A 20,864-nucleotide genomic window follows, 5' to 3' on the forward strand; every position below is an offset into this window, starting at 1 on the left:
GTTGGCGTGGATTCATGCTAACGCAAAGCCCGCAAACCGTCACGCCTAAACCCCGAACAGCACCCCACCAAACACGGCCAATCCCACCCAATGGTTCAGGCGAAAAGCCTTGAAACAGCCATCTCGCCCGCGATCGGCAATCAGCGTTCCATGCCATACCACCTGGGCACCCGCCACCGCCACGCCCAGCCACCAGGCCCAGGGGCGCGCCAGCGCAGGCAGCACCAGCCAGGACCAAATGGCCAGGTAAACGACGTAGAACGTTAGCACCGCCGGCACATCCCAGCGGCCCAGCGTGATGGCCGAGGTTTTCATGCCGATCTTGAGGTCGTCGTCGCGGTCCACCATGGCGTATTCGGTGTCGTAGGCCAGCACCCAGAACAGGTTGCCGACCAGCAGCGCCCAGGCCAGCAGGGGCACCGCGCTGGCAAGCGCCGCAAGGCTGAAGGCGTCGCCACCTCGCACAGCGGCAAAAGCCATGGGAATACCAAAGCTGAAGGCCACGCCCAGCACCGCCTGCGGCATGGAGACATAACGCTTGGCGTAGGGGTACACCAACGCCACTGCCAGCGCGGCAAACGACCACGCGATGGTGACCGCATTGGTGGTAAGCACCAGCCCAAACGCGGCCAGCGCCAGCACGGCGCCCACCAGCAGCGCCTCGCGCGTGCCAATGCGCCCACTGGTGACCGGGCGCTGGGCCGTGCGCTTGACGTGTTTGTCGAACTCACGGTCCGCCACATCGTTGACGCAGCAGCCCGCGCTGCGCATCAGGATGGTGCCCAGCGTGAACACCGCAATCAGGTGCCAGCCAGGAAAACCGCCCGCTGCCAACCACAGGGCGCTGAGCGTGGGCCACAGCAGCAGCAGCCAGCCTGCAGGGCGGTTCCAGCGGATCAGATCCAGGTACAACGAGAGTTTGGTAGAGAACAAGGAGGGCACAGAATTGCTACGAATATAGGAGCTGCTTGCGCAACATCCACGGGTGCTAGAGGTCTTTTTGGCTTAAAAATCAGGACAAACGGGTGACGCCCGGAAGTTCGCAGCCATAGACAGCATTGCGCAGCGCGGCAATGGCTTCGTAGCGCGTGAAACTGCGCCGCCACACCAACACCACGCGGCGCGTGGGCGGCGGCAGCGGGCTGCCATCAGGTTTGGCGTCTTGCACCGGCAGGTACTTCACAAAGGGCTCTTCGCCCTTGCGCTTTTTGGGCTCCATGGCCTCTTTGGGCACGGAGAGGCGTGGTACCAGCGTAATGCCCATGCCCGCGGCCACCATGTGTTTGATGGTCTCCAGCGACGAGCCTTCAAAACTCTTGCGGATGCCCTCGGCGTCGCTGGAGAAGCGGGCGAACTCGGGGCACACCTCCAGCACGTGGTCGCGAAAGCAGTGGCCATTGCCCAACAGCAGCATGGTTTCGCTCTTGAGCTCCTGAGCCGTCACACTGCCCTGCTGCGCCAGCGCGTGGCTGGTAGGTACGGCGGCAAAAAATGGCTCGTCGTACAAAGGCGCCACGGCCAGCCCGGTATCGGGAAAGGGCTCGGCCAGGATGGCGCAATCGATCTCTCCGGTTCGCAGCATTTCCAGCAGCTTGACGGTGAAGTTTTCCTGCAGCACCAGCGGCATCTGCGGGCTGTGGGTGATGACCTGGCGCACCAGGTCGGGCAGCAAATAGGGGGCAATGGTGTAGATCACGCCGAGCTTGAGCGGTCCGGCCAGCGGGTCCTTGCCGCGCTTGGCGATGTCCTTGATGTTGGCCGCCTGCTCCAGCACGCTTTGCGCCTGGCGCACGATCTCTTCGCCCAGCGGCGTCACCGTCACTTCGTTGGCGCTGCGCTCAAAGAGCTTCACGTCCAGCTCTTCTTCGAGCTTCTTCACCGCCACCGACAAGGTAGGCTGCGACACAAAGCAAGCGTCTGCTGCCTTGCCAAAGTGCCGCTCCCGCGCCACGGCCACGATGTATTTGAGTTCGGTCAGGGTCATGCCGCTATTCTCCTCTCACCCGGCCGGTGGGTTCCACAATCACCAGCGCAATGCCACACACCAACAGGCCCGCCCCCAGCCAAAAGGCCAGATCCGGCGTCTCGGCAAACACCAGCCAGCCCAGCGTGGGGCTGAACAGCAGCAGCGAAAAGCTGCCCGCCTCCACCGCCGAGGCATCCCCCGCGCGGTAGGCAAAAAAGTAGCTCAGGTAAATGCCGGCCGCTGCCACGCCCACCACGGGGAGCAACCACCACAGTGCCATGGGCACGCTGGGCAGCGCAAAACCGCTGAACACGCCAAAGGTCAGCCAGCAGGCCACTTGGCTCCAGGTCAACACGGCAATCGGATGTTCTTGCCCTGAATACTTCTTGAGCACTACACCGAGCATCGATTCCATCAAGGCACCGAACAACGCTACCAACGCTGCTGGGTGAAAGGCCTCAGCCCCGGGCTGCAAGATGACCAACACCCCACCAAACCCCACCAGCACGCCGCTCCAGCGCAGCCAGTGCGGCTGCTCGCCCAACAACCATACGCCCAGCGGCAACATGAACAGCGAGCCCGTCATCAGGTAGGCACTGGCCTCAGCCAGCGGCAGGTGCGACACGGCATAGGCCGCGCACCAGGCGGAGGTGACGATGAACCCCGCCCGCAGCAAGTGGATGCGCGGCTGGCGCGTGGCGACGATGCGCCCGCGCGTCCACGCCACCACCGGCGCCAGCATGGCCAGCACTACGCTGGCCTGCAAGAAAAGTACCTCTTTGGGCGGTATGCCGGTGGCCATGAGCCGCTTGTTGCACGCATCCAGCACGGCCCAGCAGGCCATGGCCAGCACCACCAGCAGCACGCCACGCGTATTGCCGGCCAGCGCACGCCAGCGTGTTTGTAAAAGTGACAGCATCGCCCCCCTGCAAGAAAAGCGGGCCACTATACCCGCCCCTGCCCGCCTCAGCCTGATGAGATCTCGCCGCTGCGCAGCTTGTCGCAGAGGACTTCCAGCCTCTCCTTCCAGGCACGGCGCACGTCCGAGTGCGCGCCCTTGAAGAGGCGAAAACTCTTGAGCTCGGGCTCAGCCTCCGACCAGTAGTCGTCACGCACACCTACCTCCAGCTCACCCGCCAAGGTGGAGACCGTAGCGCCCAGCAAGGTGGTGTGGATGGTGCGTTTGTCTGCGTGCAAGGTGACGCGCCCGCGCGGGTCCAGGTCGATGAACCAGTCAATCTTGCCGTCCTCGGTATAGCCCACTTCACTGGTGCCACTGAACCCTGCGACCTTGCGCCAATGGGCAATCTGGGCTTGCGGCTCCAAATCCGGCGGCGGCGGTTGTTCTGCTGCTTTTTGCGCACGGGCGGCGGCACGTGCCTGGGAAGCGGCTTCGGCTTCCGCGCGCTGTTGGCGCAGCTGCATTTGCGAGGCGAGGTTGTGGTCCAGCTTGTCCACCCACACACGGATCTGACCCGCGAACTGATGGAAATTGGCCGCCACGGGCTCAGGAATGCCCTCAAGGCGCAGCACATGGCGCTCACCGCCTTCTTTTTCCGCGGCAGCAAAAGCGGTTTCGTCCGAGGCGCGAAACACCACGCTACAGCTTCCTTTGGGCAAGGGAGGTTTTCCCGGCTCCGCGGGTGCCGTGCGCGTCACCTCGATCTTCAGTCCCGGCGCGGACAAGGCTGCCGTCACCGCCCCCCGCTGCTCCTGTCCTGCCCCGCCCGCCAAAGGCACGCGGGAGTAGTGCCCCTGGCGGGTTTGCACCTGGACCTGTTGCGCGGCGCGATGTACCTCCACACTCCAGCCGTTGGCCTCGAAACGCAGGCCGCCGGGAATTGGGCCCGAGCGGGTTTTGAGTAAGCGGGCTTGGTACTCCACATAGGCGTAAAAGCCCAGTACCGCGATCGCCACCGGCGTCAGCAAACCGGCAATCCACCACCAATGGTCATTCATGGGGCGCGCTCAGGACGGGCGGCAGCCAAAGCTGCGCAAAACAAACGGGGGTAACCAACATGTCAGCGCTTTCTAGACAAGCTTTGTTGCTATAAATTCAGGAGCTATTCGCGCACAAGGGACGGGCGCAAAGCACCATTTTGACCTCAAAACCAGCCCAGCGTGGACTGGTGCGGAGCTTTAACACGCCAGGCACACTCAGGCTTTGAGAAATTCCGCCTTGCCGCCCAGCCAGCGCGCCACGTGCTTGTGGGCCAGGTGGGGGTGGCGGTCCAGCAGCATGGGGGCCTCGGCCCGCGCCCACGCCAACAGGTCCGTGTCCTGCGCCAGGTCGGCAAAGCGCAGCATGGCCTCGCCGCTCTGGCGCGCACCCAAGAACTCTCCGGGCCCACGTATCTCCAGGTCACGCCGTGCGATCTCGAAGCCGTCGTTGGTCTCGGCCATGGCGCGCAGGCGCTCGCGCGCGGCCTCGCCCAAACGCGGCGCATCCCCCGTGGAGTACAGCAGCACGCAGGCCGATGCCGCCGCACCCCGCCCTACCCGGCCGCGCAGCTGGTGCAACTGGCTCAGGCCAAAACGCTCGGCATGTTCAATCACCATCAGTGAAGCGTTGGGCACGTCCACGCCCACCTCGATGACTGTGGTGCTGACCAGCACCGACATGAGCCCGGCAGTAAACGCGCCCATCACGGCCTTTTTGTCGTCGGCATGCATGCGCGAGTGCAGCAGGCCAATCAGCACGGATTGGCCATCCGCGCGGGTGGCGCCCTGCAAGGCTTCGGCCAGGTCGGCATGGGTTTGCGTGGCGTTGCTCAGGTCCAGCGCCTCACTCTCTTCAATCAGCGGGCAGACCCAGTAGACCTGCCGCCCCTCGGCAATCTGGCCGCGGATGCGCTCGATCACCTCGTCGCGTCGGTGGTCGTTCACCACCTTGGTCACGATGGGCGTGCGCCCCGGGGGCAGCTCGTCGAGCGTGGAAACATCCAGATCGGCGTAGTAACTCATGGCCAATGTGCGCGGAATCGGCGTGGCGGTCATCATGAGCAGATGGGGCTCGGCCCCCTTCTCATGCTCGCCTTCGATGGCCGTCATCTTCTTGCGCAGTGCCAGGCGTTGGGCCACGCCAAAGCGGTGCTGTTCGTCGATGATGGCAAGTGCCAGGTTTTTGAACTTCACCTTGTCCTGGATGATGGCGTGGGTGCCCACCACCAGCTGCGCCTCGCCGCTCTCAATGAGGGCCAGCATGGCGCGACGCTCCTTGGTCTTCTGCGTGCCAGTGAGCCAAGCTGTGGTGATACCCAGCGGCTCCAGCCAGCCCAACAGCTTGCGGAAGTGCTGCTCGGCCAAAATTTCGGTGGGCGCCATCAGGGCGCATTGCCAGCCCGCATCCATGCAAATGGCAGCCGCCAAGGCCGCCACCACCGTTTTGCCCGCGCCCACATCGCCCTGCAGCAAGCGGTGCATGGGAATGGGACGCGCCATGTCCTTGGCAATCTCTGCGCCCACGCGTTGCTGCGCGTTCGTCAAGCCAAAGGGCAAGGCCGCCAGCAGGCGGGCATGCAGGGTCTGCCCCACGCCGCCCTGCAGTCGCGGCGCACGCAGCGCCGCGCGCTCACGCCGGCTCTGCAACTGGCTGATTTGCTGGGCCAGTAGCTCCTCGGCCTTCAGGCGCTGCCAGGCCGGGTGGCTGTGGTCCATCAGCGTGTCCAGCGACACATCGGGCGTGGGATGGTGCAAAAACTGTAGCGCGTCGCGCAGTGTCCACAAGGGCTGGTGGCCAATTCCATGCCTAAGCACCTCCAGATCACCGGGCGCAAAAGTATCGCTCAAGTCGGCCCGCGCCAGCCCCGAGAGCACGGCCTTGCGCAAGTAAGGCTGGGGCAGGCCCGCTACCGTGGGGTAGATGGGGGTGAGCGCCGTGGGCAAGCTGCCACCAGCAGCCCGAAAGCTGGGATGCAGCATGGTGCGGCCCAGAAAGCCGCCCTTGACCTCGCCGCGCACCCGGATGCGGTTGCCCACTGCCAGTGCTTTTTGCTGCGAACCATAAAAGCTGAAAAAGCGCAGGGTGCAGGTGTCCGAGCCGTCGTCCACCGTGACGATGAGCTGGCGGCGTGGGCGAAACGTCACCTCCTGGTGCGTCACCACCGCCTCAATCTGCGCCTGCTGGCCCTCGCGCACTTCGGCCAGCGTGACGATGCGGGTCTCGTCCTCGTAGCGCAGCGGCAGGTGCAGGGCCAGGTCGATATCGCGCTTCAGGCCCAGTTTTTCCAGCGCCTTTTGCGCGGCGGATTTGGTGGCGACCGCGCTACCCGCCGCGCCGTCCTGGGCGGCGTCATCGGTGCGGGGGGCGGGCTTCTTGGGCATGGGACAATTCTGCCCTGTCTTTTTCCCTTGGAACGGGCCTGTCCGGCCCTCAAGCACCATGCAAGCTTTCTTTCCCGGCACCGAGCGTGCCTTCTCCCTGAGCGACTTTGACTTTGAACTCCCCGAAGCCCTGATTGCCCAACACCCGGCCGCCGAACGCTCGGGCTCCCGCCTGCTGGACGGTACGGGGGCCACGTCGGTGGACCGCAGTTTCAAAGACCTGCCCAGCCTGCTGAAGGCCGGTGACCTCATGGTCTTCAACGACACCAAGGTCATCAACGCCCGCCTGTTTGGCGAAAAAGCCACTGGTGGCAAGGTGGAACTGCTGATTGAACGCGTGCTGGGCGGCAACCAGGTGGCGGCCCATATGCGGGTCAGCAAAAAACCGGAGGTGGGCGCGACGATCAAGATGGTCTGCGCCCCCGGCCAGGACGACGGCCTTTGCGCCACCCTGCTGGGCCGCTGGCCGAATGTCGATGGGCCGATTTACCGCTTTGTGCTGAGCAATGACCGGGGGGATGACCCCTACACGCTGATGGAGCGCCACGGCCATGTGCCGCTGCCGCCCTACATCACCCACAGCGATTCGCCCGAAGACGTGCAGCGTTACCAGACCGTGTTCGCTAAAAATCCCGGTGCAGTCGCTGCCCCAACGGCCGCCCTGCACTTTGACGAGGGCGTGTTTGCGCAGCTGGACGCGATGGGCGTGCAGCGTGCGCATGTCACCCTGCATGTGGGTGCGGGCACCTTCCAGCCGGTGAAGACCGAAAACCTGGCCGAGCACCAGATGCACAGCGAGTGGTACAACGTACCGCCCGAAACGCAAGAAGCCATTGCCGCCTGCAAGGCGCGCGGTGGCCGCATCGTCGCGGTGGGCACGACCAGCGTGCGTACGCTGGAGAGTTGGGCCCAAACCGGCATTGCCAGTGGCGACACCACCATCTTCATCACGCCCGGATTTGAGTTCAAGTTGGTGGATGTGCTGGTGACCAACTTCCACCTGCCCAAGAGCAGCCTGATGATGCTGGTGAGTGCCTTCACCGGCTACGCACACGTGATGGGCCTGTACCGCGAGGCCATTGCGCGGGGCTACCGTTTCTTCAGCTATGGCGATGCCATGCTGCTGAAACGGCAGACCGATTGACTACTTAAGACCCGGTAGGACACCAAGGCGCAGCAGTTGCGTCTCGCCATTGGAGCCATCCACGCCATCGTTGTCGGTAATGGCAAAGGCCTGGCCAGCGCTGTCCACGGCAAAGCTCTCGACCTTGTCCAGCACATAGCCGTGCGGCTTTTGCAGGTCGGGCACCAGGTTGCGCAGCAGGCGCTTGGCGACCACCGGGACCTTGGCATCACCGGGTGCAGCGGGCGTCAAGCCCGCCACCGAGAAGCTGTGCAGGGTCTTGAGCGCCTGGTCACCAAACTGGTTGTCACGCTCGACCACGACAAAGCTGTCCGGTCCGACGGCCGTGATTTCTGACAGGCCGACCCAGCCGCCCTCGGCCTGGGTGGCTTCCAGCGGGTAAAGGAACACGCCCCAGGTCTTGCTGGCCGGGGTGTAGCGCAATATCTTGGTGAAACCCTTGGGGTCATCCTTCCACCCGCGCTGCACGGCCAGCCACACCACCTCCTGGTCACCGCTGCCGGTGGTGGTTACACCTTCAAAACCAAAACGGGTGGCGTGGCGTGCCAGCACCTCAGGCAGCTCAATTTCTTCTTGCACCTCAGCCTTGGCATTCAGGCGCAGCAACATGTTGCGCAGGGCCATCGGCTTTTTGTCAGGGTCACCCTCCGAGGCCAACCAAAAGCCACCATCAGCACGCTGGGCAATACCCTCACCGTCATACCCCACGGGCTTGCCGTCTTTGGTCACCGTCATGGCATTGGAGATCAAGGCGGGCGTGAAGTTGGTGTCGACCTGCAGGATGCGGGTGGTGGCATACACGCTGTCGGTCACGGCAAACAGACGCCCGGCTTGCGTGCGGTCGGCTGCGGTGCCCGAAATTGCGCCCCAGGGGATGGGCGGGCCTGCAGGCGAGTCGCTGGACATCAACGTGGGGTATGCGGGCGCCACAGCACCGCGCTGGTAAATCATGACGCTGGAGCGGGCAGCGCCATCGTTCTCACTGGCTACCACCAACAAGCCACGCTGGGGTATGGCGGTCAGTCCTTCGGGGCCGCTGCCGGCGGGCAGCGATTGCAGGTGCTCAGGCGCCTGGCCCGCGCCGCGATCACGCCAGACGGTGACCAGCGAGGAGCGCTCAGAGCCGACAAAAATCAAGGTGTCTTTGCCAAACACGCCGACCTCTACGCCTTCGGGCTCGTTGCCCTTGGCGGCCGATCGGCTCTCGGGGTAGTGGCCCAGGCGAATGGCTTCATGGTCCAAAAAGTTGCCGCTGTCCCACTCCACCTTGCCATCGGTGTTGAAGATGGAGATGCTGCGCGAGCCGCCTTTGTAGTCCCCCTCGTTGGCGGTCACAAAACGCGTGTTGTCCAGCCAAGCCACGGCATCGGGTTCGCGCAGCAGGCCTTTGGCCGAATCGCTGGGGTTGATGATGCCGTCGCGGGTGCGGTCAATGTCTTTCAGGTCTACCGTGCCCGCAGAGAAGTGCTTGATGACCTGGCGCTTGGCCACGTCCACCAGCACGATGTGGTTGTTCTCTTGCAGGGTCACCACCGCAATGCCTTGGGCGTTGACCTTGACCAATTCAGGCTCAGCGTCGTCCGGGGCAATCTCAGCCAAGCCGTTCAAGGCCACGGGGTGTGAGCGGGTGCAATCCGGCATGCCAGTCGCGCTCAGGGGAATGATGGTGAGGTTGCCACCCGGCAGTTGGGGGATCGCGCCTTTGTTGAGTTTCTCGTCCCGCTCGTTTTCCATCACGATGACCGCGTGACGCCCGCCCTTGTCCAGGGCAATCGAATCGGGCTGGCCGAACAAGGGGCAAGTCCCTTGGGCCTTGCGGCTGGCCAGGTCAAACACTGCCAGATGGCCGGTGGGCTGGGTGAAGTCTTTGGTGGAGTTCACCGCCGCCAACACTTTGCCATGCGCAATCGTCACCGAGGTGGGCTCGCCTTCGACCGGTAAGAAACCCGCAGGCTTGGGCTGCGCAGGGTTGCGAATGTCGATCAAGCCAATGCCCATTTGCTCGCCATCGGTGTAGGCGAGCGTCATGCCATCTGCGCTGACTGCGACGATCTCCGCCACCGACTTTTTGCTCACATTGCGCCCGGCAGGCACATTGCGGTGTGCCTCAAAGGTGGCCACGCGGTTGAAATAGGGGCCCGTGGCCGGGGCTTGGGCGGCTACGCCCACACAGGCCAGCAGGGTCAAGGAAGACACCAGGGTGGATAAGGACGGCATGGAAACTCTCATGGAGGGAACGGCAGGGTAGTCAGGCGGGAGGACGGCAGCGGTGCGCGCCGGTGGCGACGGTAGCGGCCGGGCATGACAGACGTGTGACATCTGAGCCCGATTGCGCAGGACCCATGGGCTCTACGCGGGGTTTCTACTGAGATTTTGGAGGCCAGCAGGCGGTGTTTTTCCGCTAACGTGGTGGCATGGCGGATATCCAAGAACTCATGCACCAGGCGCCCCCAAGTTTGGCGCAATACCGCCGCCAACGGGCCGCTGCCGACCTCTACCAGCGCGCACTGCCGGGCACCATTTTTTATGGCATTGCCCTGGCCATCACCGCATGGGTGGGTGGCTACTTCCCGCATTACGGCAGCGCGATGGCTGCGGTATTTGCCTTGTACGGCGTGCTCTGGTATCTGCGCTGGGTCCACACGCCGCCACAAGACAGCAGCAATGTGCAGGCCTCAGACACTTGGTGGTGGCGCCACTGGACCCTGGTGAATGTGGGCTGCGTGCTGTGGTGCCTGTTTTTCCTGGCGGTGGGCCACCTGGAGCAAGGCCTGAGCACAGCTTTTCTGGTGGCAGCGGTGTCCACCATCGCCTTCAGCTCAGCAGGGTGTGAAACCTACTCGCTGCACAAGCGCCAGGCGCTGTGGGTGGTGGTGCTTTTGCAGGTACCAGCGCTGCTGTACTTTGCAGTAGCAGTGCCCGCCTTGTGGCCGGTGTGTGCGGTGCTGGCCGTGAACTTTATTTACCAGCTCACCCACATCCGGCGGCGCGCGGCCGAATACGACACCCAAATGGCCATCGAGCATGCCCTGCTCACCAGCCGCACCGAGGTGGAGCGCCTCTCGCGTTTGGACGCGTTGACCGGCCTGGCCAACCGGCGCGAGTACGACAGCACATTCCGAACGCACTGGCGGCTGGCTGCCCGCCAGCAGGGAAATTTGGCACTCATGGTGGTGGACCTGGACCACTTCAAACGCATCAACGACACCTACGGCCACTTGGCCGGCGACGCCTGCCTGCAGCAGGTGGCGCGCCTGACGGGTGAGTTATTCAAACGCTCCAGCGACATGGTGGCTCGCATCGGCGGCGAAGAATTCGCCGTGCTGCTGCCAGACACCAACGCAGAAGAGGCCATGCAACTGGCGCAGACCCTGCGCCGAACCCTGGCAGAAACACCGCTGCAATGGGACGAACATCGCATTCCGGTCACCGCCAGCATTGGGGTGGACTGCATGCGTTGGGACCTGGACCTGACGCCGCAGGCCAGCTTCAGCCGCATTGACTCAGCCTGCTACACGGCCAAAGCCCGAGGCCGCAACCGCGTGGTGCAGGCCTGAGGCAAGCTGGTGGGCCATCACGGACAATAGGGCCATGCTGAAATTTGAACTTTTGAACAACGACCCCGCTGCCGCCGATGGCAGCTACCTCGGCAGCCACGCCCGCCGCGGCCGCCTCACGCTGAACCACGGCGTAGTCGAAACCCCCATCTTCATGCCCGTGGGCACCTACGGCACGGTCAAAGGTGTGATGCCGCGCAGCCTGCACGACATGAACGCCCAAATCATTCTGGGCAACACCTTCCACCTGTGGATGCGCCCGGGTCTGGACGTGGTGCAAAAGTTCGGCGGCCTGCACCAGTTCGAGAAATGGGACAAGCCCATCCTGACCGACTCGGGCGGCTTCCAAGTCTGGAGCCTGGGCGAGATGCGCAAGATTTCGGAAGAAGGCGTGAAGTTCGCCTCGCCCGTCAACGGCGACAAGCTGTTCCTCACGCCCGAGATCAGCATGCAGATCCAGACCACGCTGAACTCCGACATCGTGATGCAGTTCGACGAATGCACGCCTTACCTGTCAGTGGAGCCCAAAACCAAGGGCCAGATCACCACCGAGCGTGAAGCGCGCAGCTCCATGGAGCTGAGCCTGCGCTGGGCCAAGCGTTGCCAGGACGAGTTTGCCCGGCTGAACAACCCCAACGCGCTATTCGGCATCGTGCAAGGCGGCATGTTTGAGCACTTGCGCGATGAATCGCTGGCGGGCCTGGAAGCGCTGGACTTCCCCGGCATTGCGGTCGGCGGCCTGTCGGTCGGCGAGCCCAAAGAGGACATGATGCGCGTCCTGAAACACATCGGCCCCAAGTTGCCCAAGCACAAGCCGCACTACCTGATGGGCGTGGGCACACCCGAAGACCTGATTGCCGGGGTGCAAAACGGCATCGACATGTTCGACTGCGTGATGCCCACCCGCAACGCGCGCAATGGCACCCTGTTTAGCCGCTACGGCGACCTGAAAATCCGCAACGCCCGCCACAAGAGCGACGAGCAGCCGCTGGACGTGACCTGCACCTGCTACGCCTGTGCTGGTTCATCGGGCGTTTCATGGGCTGACGGCGGACGCGAAGGCTTTAGCCGCGCCTACCTGCACCACTTGGACCGCTGCGGCGAGATGCTGGGCCCCATGCTGGCCAGCGTGCACAACCTGCACTACTACCTGAACCTGATGCAGGAAGTGCGCGACGCGCTGGACGCCGGCCGCTTTGGCGCCTTCATCCAACAATTCCGCACCGACCGGGCGCGCGGGGTATAGGCTAACTGCAGGACGCGCCAAGAAAACGGGGCCTCAAAGGCCCCGTTTTTATTGCTATTTAATTGATAGCTGCTCGCGCAATATCCATGGGCGCAAAAGGCTCATTTGGCTTAAAACGTCTCCCAATCGTCATCTCCACCGGCCGGGGTGACCTTGGTGCTGGTCTTGGGCGCTGCCACCGCCAACACGGCGGGGGCGGCAGCCGGCTTGGGAGATGGTTTGGGCGCAGCAATGGCTGCTTTGGCAGCAGGTCTGGCAGGGGCGGGTTTGTAGCCCAAGGTGCTGGCGCTCTTGGGTTTGGCGGCCTGGGGCTTGGGCGCATGGCTGGCCCCCTGGTCGGCCGCCGAGAGCTTGAACACCGCCACCGTTTGCACCAGGTCGCCTGCCTGGCTCTTGAGGCTGCTGGCCGCTGCTGCCATCTGCTCCACCAGCGCTGCGTTTTGCTGTGTCACTTGGTCCATCTGGGTGATGGCTTCGCCCACTTGGCTCACGCCCGCGCTTTGTTCGTTGCTGGCCGCGCTGATCTCGCCCATGATGTCGGTCACCCGGCGGATGCTGGTTACCACTTCGGTCATGGTGACTCCGGCCTTGTCCACGAGGGCGGTGCCTTGCTCTACCCGCTCCACGCTGGCGTTGATGAGGGTTTTGATTTCTTTGGCGGCTTCGGCACTGCGTCCTGCCAGGCTGCGCACTTCGCTGGCGACCACCGCAAAGCCACGGCCTTGTTCACCTGCACGCGCGGCTTCCACCGCTGCATTAAGCGCCAGGATGTTGGTCTGAAAGGCGATGCCGTCGATGACGCTGATGATGTCGCTGATTTTGCGGCTGGAATCGTTGATTTCTTTCATCGTCTCTACCACCTGGCCCACCACTTCTCCGCCTTGTACCGCAACTGTCGAGGCATTCGCTGCCAACTGGTTGGCCTGACGCGCGTTGTCTGCGTTTTGCTTCACTGTGGCGTTGAGCTCCTCCATGCTGGCAGCAGTCTCTTCCAGTGCGCTCGCTTGTTGCTCGGTGCGCGCACTCAGGTCGTTGTTGCCCTGCGCAATCTCGGCGCTGGCGTTGGCTACCGACTCGGAGCCACTGCGCACCTTGGAGACCACGGACACCAGACCGGCTTGCATCCGTGCTACAGCTGCTAGCACACTGGTGGAATCACCGTCTGCAACACGCAAATCAGCACTCAGGTCGCCCTCAGCTACACGGCCCACCATGTGCGCCAAAGCTGCGGGTTCTGCCCCCAAAGCTCCGATGACCTGACGCGTCACCACAAAAGCGAGGATGCCTGCCAATGCCAAGCCGACGCCACAAATGCTGATCAACAGCAACCGGCTATCGGCATACTGCTCACCCGCCCGCTGTACATCTTCGTCCGCATGTTGCGTCATGTATTCCACATACTCGCGAGCGGCCTGCGACAGCGCGTCGAGGAGGGGTTGACAGTCGTTGGTGATTTTTGTCGTCGCCCCTTCTTTGTTGCCATCCGCCGCAAGTTGAACTATGGCCAGAGCAACCGGTGCGTACTTGACTTCAACCGCATCAAGCTTGGCAAAAAGCGCTCTTTCTTCCGTTGTCGCGCTGGGCTTTGCCACACGCTCTTTGAGCTTGGCCATACGCTCAGTCATGATTTGGTGCTGCTCTTCTGCAAGCCGCTTATTGGCTGCCAGTGTTTCGGGTGTAGTCGCCAACACCATATTGCGCACGGCGACTGCCCGCAACCCGGAGGCCGCCCGGGCGCCCCAGACCAAATCTTTGCGCGCCGTGGTTTCACTGGCAAATGCTTTGTACTCTTGTTGTGCCCCGGTCAGGCTATAGATCGCGGTAACCGCAAGAGCCATTAACAGTGCTACCAGCACGCCAAAGCTCAGTAACAACTTGCTTCGCAAAGCCATGCCAGAACCGGTGTTTCCAACGCCCATATTCTTCTCCTGTGTACGTATTTCGAGTTGATTTATAGCTGCGGCAGAACTGGACTTTCCTTACGGTCACCCCATTAAATAAATTCGCTTAATCTATTCGAAATGAAATGTATCTACATCCCAAGTGCCTGCTTCAAGGGAAAACCCTAATCCAAAGGTCCAGGAGTTGATGCGTCTTCAAATACGCTAGAGCAATGCTTGCTATCTAGTCTCTAGCCGGAACACCGCTACCGCCTGCACCAATTCATTCGCCTGGCTCTTGAGGCTGCTGGCCGCCGCGGCCATCTCTTCCACCAAGGCCGCGTTTTGCTGGGTGCTTTGGTCCATCTGCCCTACAGCTTCGCCCACTTGGGCCACGCCCGTGCTTTGTTCCACGCTGGAGGCACTGATCTCGCCCATGATTTCGGTGACGCGGCGGATGCTGCCCACCACCTCCGTCATGGTGGAGCCCGCTTTATCGACCAAGGCAGTGCCTTGCTCCACACGGGCCACACTGTCGTTGATGAGGGTTTTGATTTCTTTGGCGGCTTCGGCACTGCGGCCCGCGAGTGACCGCACTTCGCTGGCCACCACCGCAAAGCCGCGGCCTTGTTCACCGGCACGCGCGGCTTCAACGGCTGCGTTCAGCGCCAAAATATTGGTCTGGAAGGCGATGCCATCGATGACGCTGATGATGTCGCCAATCTTGCGCGAGGCCTCGTTGATCCCCTTCATGGTCTCCACCACTTGCCCCACCACATCACCGCCCTGGGCTGCAACGGCAGAGGCATCCACCGCCAGTTGATTGGCTTGGCGGGCGTTGTCTGCATTTTGTTGTACGGTGGAATTGAGTTCTTCCATGCTGGCAGCGGTCTGCTCCAGCGCGCTGGCTTGTTGCTCGGTGCGCGCGCTCAGGTCGTTGTTGCCCTGGGCGATTTCGGCACTGGCGGATGACACGCTTTGTGCCCCCTGCTGCACCAGCCGCACGATGCCTGCAATATGGGTCTGCATGCGGTCCAGCGCAACCATCAGGTGCTGGGTTTCTTCGTTGCCCACTGGGCGGACACTGGCCGTCAGGTCGCCATCGGCCAGCCGGTCGGCCATATCCACCGCCACAACCAGCGGCGCCGACAACAAACGCGCCAACCACAAGGACACCACCACCAACAGGGCCGCGGCCACTGCCAATCCGGTACCCACAATTATTTTTGCAGTCACCGCAAGCCGATGCACATCAATACTGAAACTCTCTACGTTTTGTGCGACTGCTTCGCTTTGCGCCTCCAGGGCTACCTCGAGATCGGCAAAGGCTTTCTGGAACTTCGGGGCCTCCTGCTCTGCAGCCGTCAAATCATTGCGTGCCAGCATTTGGATGCTTCCTGCGGAATCTACATACGCTTTGACCAAGGGCACCGACTTGGCAACATGGCCACGAACCTCTTCAGAAATAGGCAAAGACTGTATGGCCATCATATTGGCCATGAAATTTTCTGCGTGCTCCTTGAGTCCTTTTTCTGCTTCCGCCATACCTGCAGCGTCGTTCTTTTGCGCGGCCAGCAGGGTCAGCAGCACATCGCCGCGGATGGCGTCGTGCATCATGTCCGCCTCCTGGCTCTTACTGAGAGCCAGACTCACGTTGATGGATTGATCAAACGCGTCCGACAGTTTGCTGGCGTTGATGAGGCCCGCCCCACCCACCAACGCAGTCATTACCACCCCCAGTAAACCCAAACCCAGTACCTGGTTTCGCAGCTTCATATGCACCTCCGTGCTTGTGGTTGTGTCTCCGCCAAGACCGCGCCAGCTTACGCCAATTTGAAGGTTGCCACCACCTGTACCAAATCACTGGCCTGGCTCTTCAGGCTGCTCGCCGCCGCCGCCATTTCTTCCACCAGCGCCGCGTTCTGCTGCGTGGCCTGGTCCATCTGCGTTACGGCTTCTCCCACTTGGGCGACTCCTGCGCTTTGCTCACTGCTGGCCGCTGAGATTTCCCCCATGATGTCGGTCACCCGCCGGATGCTGCTGACGACTTCGGTCATGGTGGTGCCAGCTTTGTCTACCAGGGCCGTGCCTTGTTCAACCCGCTCTACGCTGGTGCCAATGAGGGTTTTGATTTCTTTGGCGGCTTCTGCGGATCGTCCAGCCAGGCTGCGTACTTCGCTGGCTACCACCGCAAAGCCGCGTCCCTGTTCTCCAGCCCGGGCGGCTTCTACGGCGGCGTTGAGGGCCAGGATGTTGGTCTGGAAGGCGATGCCGTCGATGACGCTGATGATGTCGGCGATCTTGCGGCTGGATTCGTTGATGCCTTTCATGGTTTCCACGACTTGGCCCACCACTTCTCCGCCTTGTACCGCCACCGTCGACGCGTTCATGGCCAACTGATTCGCTTCGCGTGCAGAGTCCGCGTTTTGTTTGACGGTGGAGCCCAGCTCTTCCATGCTGGCGGCGGTTTCTTCCAGGGCGCTGGCTTGTTGTTCGGTGCGGGCGCTGAGGTCGTGGTTGCCTTGGGCGATTTCGGCGCTGGCGGTGGCCACCGATTCGGAGCCGCTGCGTACGTTGGAGACCACTTGCACGAGCTGGGTTTGCATGCGGTCCAAGCTCGCCAGGAGCTGGCCCAATTCGTCTTTGCCCTGCACCTGCACACGGCGGGTGAGGTCACCTTCCGCAATGCTTTGGGCCACCGCTACCGCCTGCTTGACTGGTTCAATGACGCTGCGGGGAATCAACCAAATCAACGCGCCCCCCACCACCAGGCTCACGAGCAGTGCCACCAGCATGGTGTTCTCCGCGGCGTTGACTTTGTCGGCCACGGCGGTGGCTGCTTCTGCGGTGCCCTTCAGGTTGAACTGGAGAATGGCTTCCATGGCATCGTGGGCCTGACGAAAGGTTGCGGGCCCTTTGTTGGCGTATTCCTGGCGCACCAAAAGCAGCACGTTGTCATCGCCCATGGCGTCTTCCACCGCTTTGGTACTGGCCTTGGCGACGTCAAAGTAGGCATCCCGCTTGGCCTGGTAGTCGGCGTACAGCGCCTTCTCGGCATTGCCTTGGGCGGAGTTTTCGTCCGAGTAGGTCAGCAGCGTGGCGGCATAAATCTCGGTAGCTTTGGCCAGGCTCGATTCCAGCTCTTCAATCTTCTTTTGAAAGCCCACAGCGTCCAGACTTCCCTGAACGGCCAAGCGGTCATTGGTGACCAGCGAGTGTTCGGACAAAAAACTCTTCATGTGGCCCAAGTTCTCGATGGCCGGGATCCAGGAGGTCGCCACCTCGCCCGCTTCGTATTTGACCGAGATGTTTTGGTACAGGGAGTTGGCCGCACTGAGCACGGCAAGCAAGAGAATGGCGGCGAGCCCAACAGTGATGCGCGCGCGGATGCCGAATTGATTGAGGCTCATGGCGTCTTTTGGATAGTGGGGGTGGATGAAACCGAAGGACCGGTTGGCGGATGAACGGACGGCGTAGTGTTGATATCGGCACCTGGCGCCGTTTCTGGAATACGTCCACGTTCCGCAACATGCCTGCCAAGCAAAAAAGCGCCTTGGCCCGCGAGGGACAAGAGCGCTTTTTCGAAATGCAAAATGCTATTTATTCAGGAGCTGCTCGCGCAATATCCATGGGCGTTACAGGCCCATTGGGCTTAAAATGTCTCCCAATCTTCGTCGCCACCGGCCGGGGTAACTTTAGTACTTGCCTTGGGTGCTGCCACCGCCAACACAGCCGGAGCGGCCGCTGGCCTGGGAGTAGGTTTGGGCGATGCGATTGCCAGTTTGGCAGCAGGTCTGGCAGGGGCGGGTTTGTAGCCCAAGGTGCTGGCGCTCTTGGGTTAGGCGGCCTGGGGCTTGGGCGCATGGCTGGCACCTTGGTCGGCCGCCGAGAGCTTGAACACCGCCACCGTTTGCACCAAGTCACCGGCCTGGCTCTTGAGGCTGCTGGCAGCCGCCGCCATCTCTTCCACCAGTGCGGCGTTTTGCTGTGTCACTTGGTCCATCTGCGTGATGGCTTCGCCCACTTGGCTCACCCCTGCACTTTGTTCGTTGCTGGCCGCGCTGATCTCGCCCATGATGTCGGTGACCCGGCGGATGCTGGTTACCACTTCGGTCATGGTGACGCCAGCCTTGTCCACCAGGGCGGTGCCCTGCTCTACCCGCTCCACGCTGGCGCTGATGAGGGTTTTGATTTCTTTGGCGGCTTCGGCACTGCGTCCTGCCAGGCTGCGCACTTCCGATGCCACTACGGCAAAGCCTCGGCCTTGTTCACCTGCACGCGCGGCTTCCACCGCGGCATTAAGCGCCAGGATGTTGGTCTGGAAGGCGATGCCGTCGATGACGCTGATGATGTCGCTTATCTTGCGGCTGGAGTCGTTGATTTCTTTCATCGTCTCTACCACCTGGCCCACCACTTCTCCGCCTTGTACGGCTACCGTGGAGGCGTTCATGGCCAACTGGTTGGCCTGGGAGGCGTTGTCGGCGTTTTGTTTGACAGCCGAGTTGAGCTCTTCCATGCTGGCGGCGGTCTCTTCCAGCGCACTAGCCTGGCTTTCGGTGCGGGCACTCAGGTCGTTGTTGCCCTGGGCAATCTCGGCGCTGGCGCTGGCTACCGACTCCGAGCCACTGCGCACCTTGGAGACCACGGACACCAGACTGTCCTGCATGGCTTTCATCGCCTGCAAGAGTTGGCCAATCTCGTCGCGGCTGCTGGTCTGCACTTGCACGGTCAGGTTGCCTTCTGCCACATGACTCGCCACATGCAAGGCTTCATCCAGCGGCTTGGTGATGGAGCGGGTGATGTAAGCCGCTGCGCCAGCGGCCAAAAGCACTGCAATGACAACTGCCACAAGCATCATGTTGCGACCCGCAGCATAGGCCTCGGCAGAGGTTTTTGCTGCGGCCACAGAACCATCATGGTTCATCAGCACCAATTTGTTGAGGATTTGAGAGGACCGCTCGAAATTCTTTTTGGACTCACCTTCCAGCAACTGGCGCGCACCTTCAGCGTCGTTGCGGCGGGAATACTCCTTCACCTCTTGGTGAATCTTCAAATAGGCTTCGCGCGACGCTGCGAACTCGTCGTACAGCGCCCGTTCGTCTTTGCTGCTAATCAGTTTTTCGTACTTGTCGCGACTGGTCTTGATGCGCGTCTGGATGCCCTCCAGATCCTTCTCAATGTTGGTTTTGGCTGCGTCATCCGTGTTCAGAATGTGCTGCATCTCCGTCGCGCGGTAGTCCGAGATGGCGGTATTGAGCAGATTGACTTCTTCGACACTGGGCAGCCAGTTGCTGTCCACGTCCGCCGCGCTGGCCCGCATGGCCGCCATTTGCACCAAGGCAACAGACACCACCAGCACCATGATGGCAACCAACAGCCCAAATCCGGCATACAGCCGGGTCGCGATTTTCAAATTGCCCATTTGATGCTCCTCATCTATTTCCGCGCCCGACGATATCCGAAACCTGCGGGGCTTAAGGGCTGGTAAACACGGTCAGTACCCCGGTATATCCAAATAGTTGGTTGCGTGCAATCTCACCCCCGGCAAAAAAACCGACGAGAGGAACATCGCCCAAAGCCCGGCGCACGATATGCATTTCGGCACTGGGCCCACCAAAGTGTGGGCCGCCGCGGCCTGAACAGCTCACATACACCGCCCCGGCAATTCGGCGCGCCGGGTGGGGGGCGGCCTCGGCCTCGCTTTGCTGCAGGGCAAAGGCCGTTTCCACGGTCAGCTCTTGGGGCTCCAGCTCTTCACGCACCTCGGCGCAAATGCGCACCAGGTCGACCTGGGCGGCCTCGCGGTTGCGCTGGCAAAATGCCATATGCGCACCAGTCTGCACCTGCGCGGCAACGGCAATGCCACGGCGCCCCGGGTCCAGGCCGATGATGTGGCGCACCGTCACGTCGCTACCCAGGTTGCCGGTCTGGCGCACCAGCGCGCTGTCGCCCGCGCCCTGACCCGGCGTTTGCACCAGCCCCACCAGCGTGGCACGCACCACCTCCAGCGCTTCTTGCGGATGCTCCAGGCTGATACCCAGGTCATGCAGCATCACGTCCAACGCGGGCTCACCATCGAGCGTGATGACCACGTTGTGCTCGGCCTCGGTGACCACACGCGCTTTGGAGACGGGTTTGCAGCCTTGCGTCACGCGCGACACCATGCCCACCCCCTCGCCAAAGGCCACGCCGCTCAAGCCGCCGTGCAACACGCCACTGGCCGCGCCAAAGCCGCGCAGGTTGCCATCGGCAGCCACCGCAAATTGCACACTCTGCGTGCGGCTGCTGGTAAGCCCGCCAAACAGGTAGCCGGTGTCGGTGCGGGCCGCCATCTCGTCAATCAGCTCCACTAGGTCTGGCGTGTCGCCATCAGCGTGCACCAGCGCTGTATGGGCCTCAAAGCCCAGGCCCAGTGGGGCAATGCCAGAGAACACGCGGTATTCGTGGCTGGGCAGCTCCAGCAGCATGACGGCCATGGCGGGCTCGTCAAAGTACTCCACGTTGTTGGCCGCAATGCCCACACCCACCGTGCCCGACCAATCGGTGACCAGCGGCAACTCGCCACTGAGCATGTCCAGAATATCTTTGGCGTGGGGGGCGTAATGGTCCGTGATGTAGAGCAGCGCCAGCGTGGGCGCTGAGGCGTAGCCGTGCAAAGCCATCTGGGCCCGCAGCTGGGCCAGCACCAAGCCTGCGGCCATGGGCCACTGCGGGTGTGTAGCATGTGCGTACGGAAACAGCTTCATGC

Annotated in this window: 14 protein-coding genes; 3 read left to right on the top strand and 11 right to left on the bottom strand. The window is 62.3% G+C overall.

All coding sequences use genetic code 11. The features are described from left to right. Positions 1-45: 45 nt before the first annotated feature. The 5 genes from ubiA to recG form a co-directional block, all read right to left on the bottom strand. Positions 46-933 (bottom strand): 4-hydroxybenzoate octaprenyltransferase, encoded by an 888-nt coding sequence (gene ubiA / locus U5O12_RS19530; RefSeq protein ID WP_322580254.1) that lies wholly within the window; start codon positions 931-933, stop codon positions 46-48. A 79-nt stretch (positions 934-1,012) separates the two neighbouring features. Continuing rightward, on the bottom strand, positions 1,013-1,984 hold the full coding sequence (locus tag U5O12_RS19535; RefSeq protein WP_322580255.1) for a LysR substrate-binding domain-containing protein: 972 nt from the start codon (positions 1,982-1,984) through the stop codon (positions 1,013-1,015). A gap of 4 nt (positions 1,985-1,988) precedes the next feature. Further along, positions 1,989-2,885, bottom strand: coding sequence for a DMT family transporter (locus U5O12_RS19540; protein ID WP_322580256.1), 897 nt, complete (start codon positions 2,883-2,885; stop codon positions 1,989-1,991). A 47-nt stretch (positions 2,886-2,932) separates the two neighbouring features. Next, the gene (locus tag U5O12_RS19545; protein ID WP_322580257.1) at positions 2,933-3,925 is read right to left on the bottom strand and encodes a hypothetical protein; all 993 of its coding nucleotides are present in this window, start codon (positions 3,923-3,925) and stop codon (positions 2,933-2,935) included. A 198-nt stretch (positions 3,926-4,123) separates the two neighbouring features. Then, positions 4,124-6,289, bottom strand: a complete 2,166-nt coding sequence (gene recG / locus U5O12_RS19550; protein ID WP_322580258.1) for an ATP-dependent DNA helicase RecG — start codon at positions 6,287-6,289, stop codon at positions 4,124-4,126. A 58-nt stretch (positions 6,290-6,347) separates the two neighbouring features. Here recG and queA point away from each other — a divergent pair, with 58 nt between their 5' ends. Next, positions 6,348-7,433 (top strand): tRNA preQ1(34) S-adenosylmethionine ribosyltransferase-isomerase QueA, encoded by a 1,086-nt coding sequence (gene queA / locus U5O12_RS19555; protein WP_322580259.1) that lies wholly within the window; start codon positions 6,348-6,350, stop codon positions 7,431-7,433. Here the strand turns inward: queA and U5O12_RS19560 are convergent, their stop codons facing one another. Beyond that, a complete protein-coding gene (locus tag U5O12_RS19560) occupies positions 7,434-9,650 on the bottom strand; it encodes an esterase-like activity of phytase family protein (RefSeq protein ID WP_322580260.1) in 2,217 nt (738 codons plus the stop codon). A 197-nt stretch (positions 9,651-9,847) separates the two neighbouring features. Between U5O12_RS19560 and U5O12_RS19565 the strand changes: the two genes are divergently transcribed. Both U5O12_RS19565 and tgt read left to right on the top strand, forming a co-directional pair. Then, positions 9,848-10,990 carry a GGDEF domain-containing protein gene (locus tag U5O12_RS19565; protein WP_322580261.1) on the top strand — a complete coding sequence of 381 codons (1,143 nt, stop codon included), beginning with the start codon at positions 9,848-9,850 and terminating at the stop codon, positions 10,988-10,990. 34 nt (positions 10,991-11,024) lie between these two features. Next, on the top strand, positions 11,025-12,236 hold the full coding sequence (gene tgt, locus U5O12_RS19570) for a tRNA guanosine(34) transglycosylase Tgt (RefSeq protein WP_322580262.1): 1,212 nt from the start codon (positions 11,025-11,027) through the stop codon (positions 12,234-12,236). A 110-nt stretch (positions 12,237-12,346) separates the two neighbouring features. On the opposite strand, the gene U5O12_RS19575 is transcribed toward tgt, so the two are convergent. From U5O12_RS19575 to U5O12_RS19595, 5 genes are all read right to left on the bottom strand, one after another. Continuing rightward, positions 12,347-14,155: a methyl-accepting chemotaxis protein gene (locus U5O12_RS19575; protein ID WP_322580263.1), complete on the bottom strand. Its 1,809-nt coding sequence runs from the start codon at positions 14,153-14,155 to the stop codon at positions 12,347-12,349. Positions 14,156-14,356: 201 nt separating this feature from the next. Beyond that, the gene (locus tag U5O12_RS19580) at positions 14,357-15,892 is read right to left on the bottom strand and encodes a methyl-accepting chemotaxis protein (protein WP_322580264.1); all 1,536 of its coding nucleotides are present in this window, start codon (positions 15,890-15,892) and stop codon (positions 14,357-14,359) included. A gap of 47 nt (positions 15,893-15,939) precedes the next feature. Continuing rightward, positions 15,940-17,526: a methyl-accepting chemotaxis protein gene (locus U5O12_RS19585; RefSeq protein WP_322580265.1), complete on the bottom strand. Its 1,587-nt coding sequence runs from the start codon at positions 17,524-17,526 to the stop codon at positions 15,940-15,942. A gap of 428 nt (positions 17,527-17,954) precedes the next feature. Further along, on the bottom strand, positions 17,955-19,538 hold the full coding sequence (locus U5O12_RS19590) for a methyl-accepting chemotaxis protein (protein WP_322580266.1): 1,584 nt from the start codon (positions 19,536-19,538) through the stop codon (positions 17,955-17,957). Between the two features lie 52 nt (positions 19,539-19,590). After that, complete coding sequence (locus U5O12_RS19595; RefSeq protein ID WP_322580267.1) at positions 19,591-20,862, bottom strand: FIST signal transduction protein; 1,272 nt, start codon at positions 20,860-20,862, stop codon at positions 19,591-19,593. Between the last annotated feature and the right edge of the window lie 2 nt (positions 20,863-20,864).

This window comes from Rhodoferax sp., assembly GCF_034519335.1.
Lineage (GTDB): Bacteria > Pseudomonadota > Gammaproteobacteria > Burkholderiales > Burkholderiaceae_C > Allorhodoferax.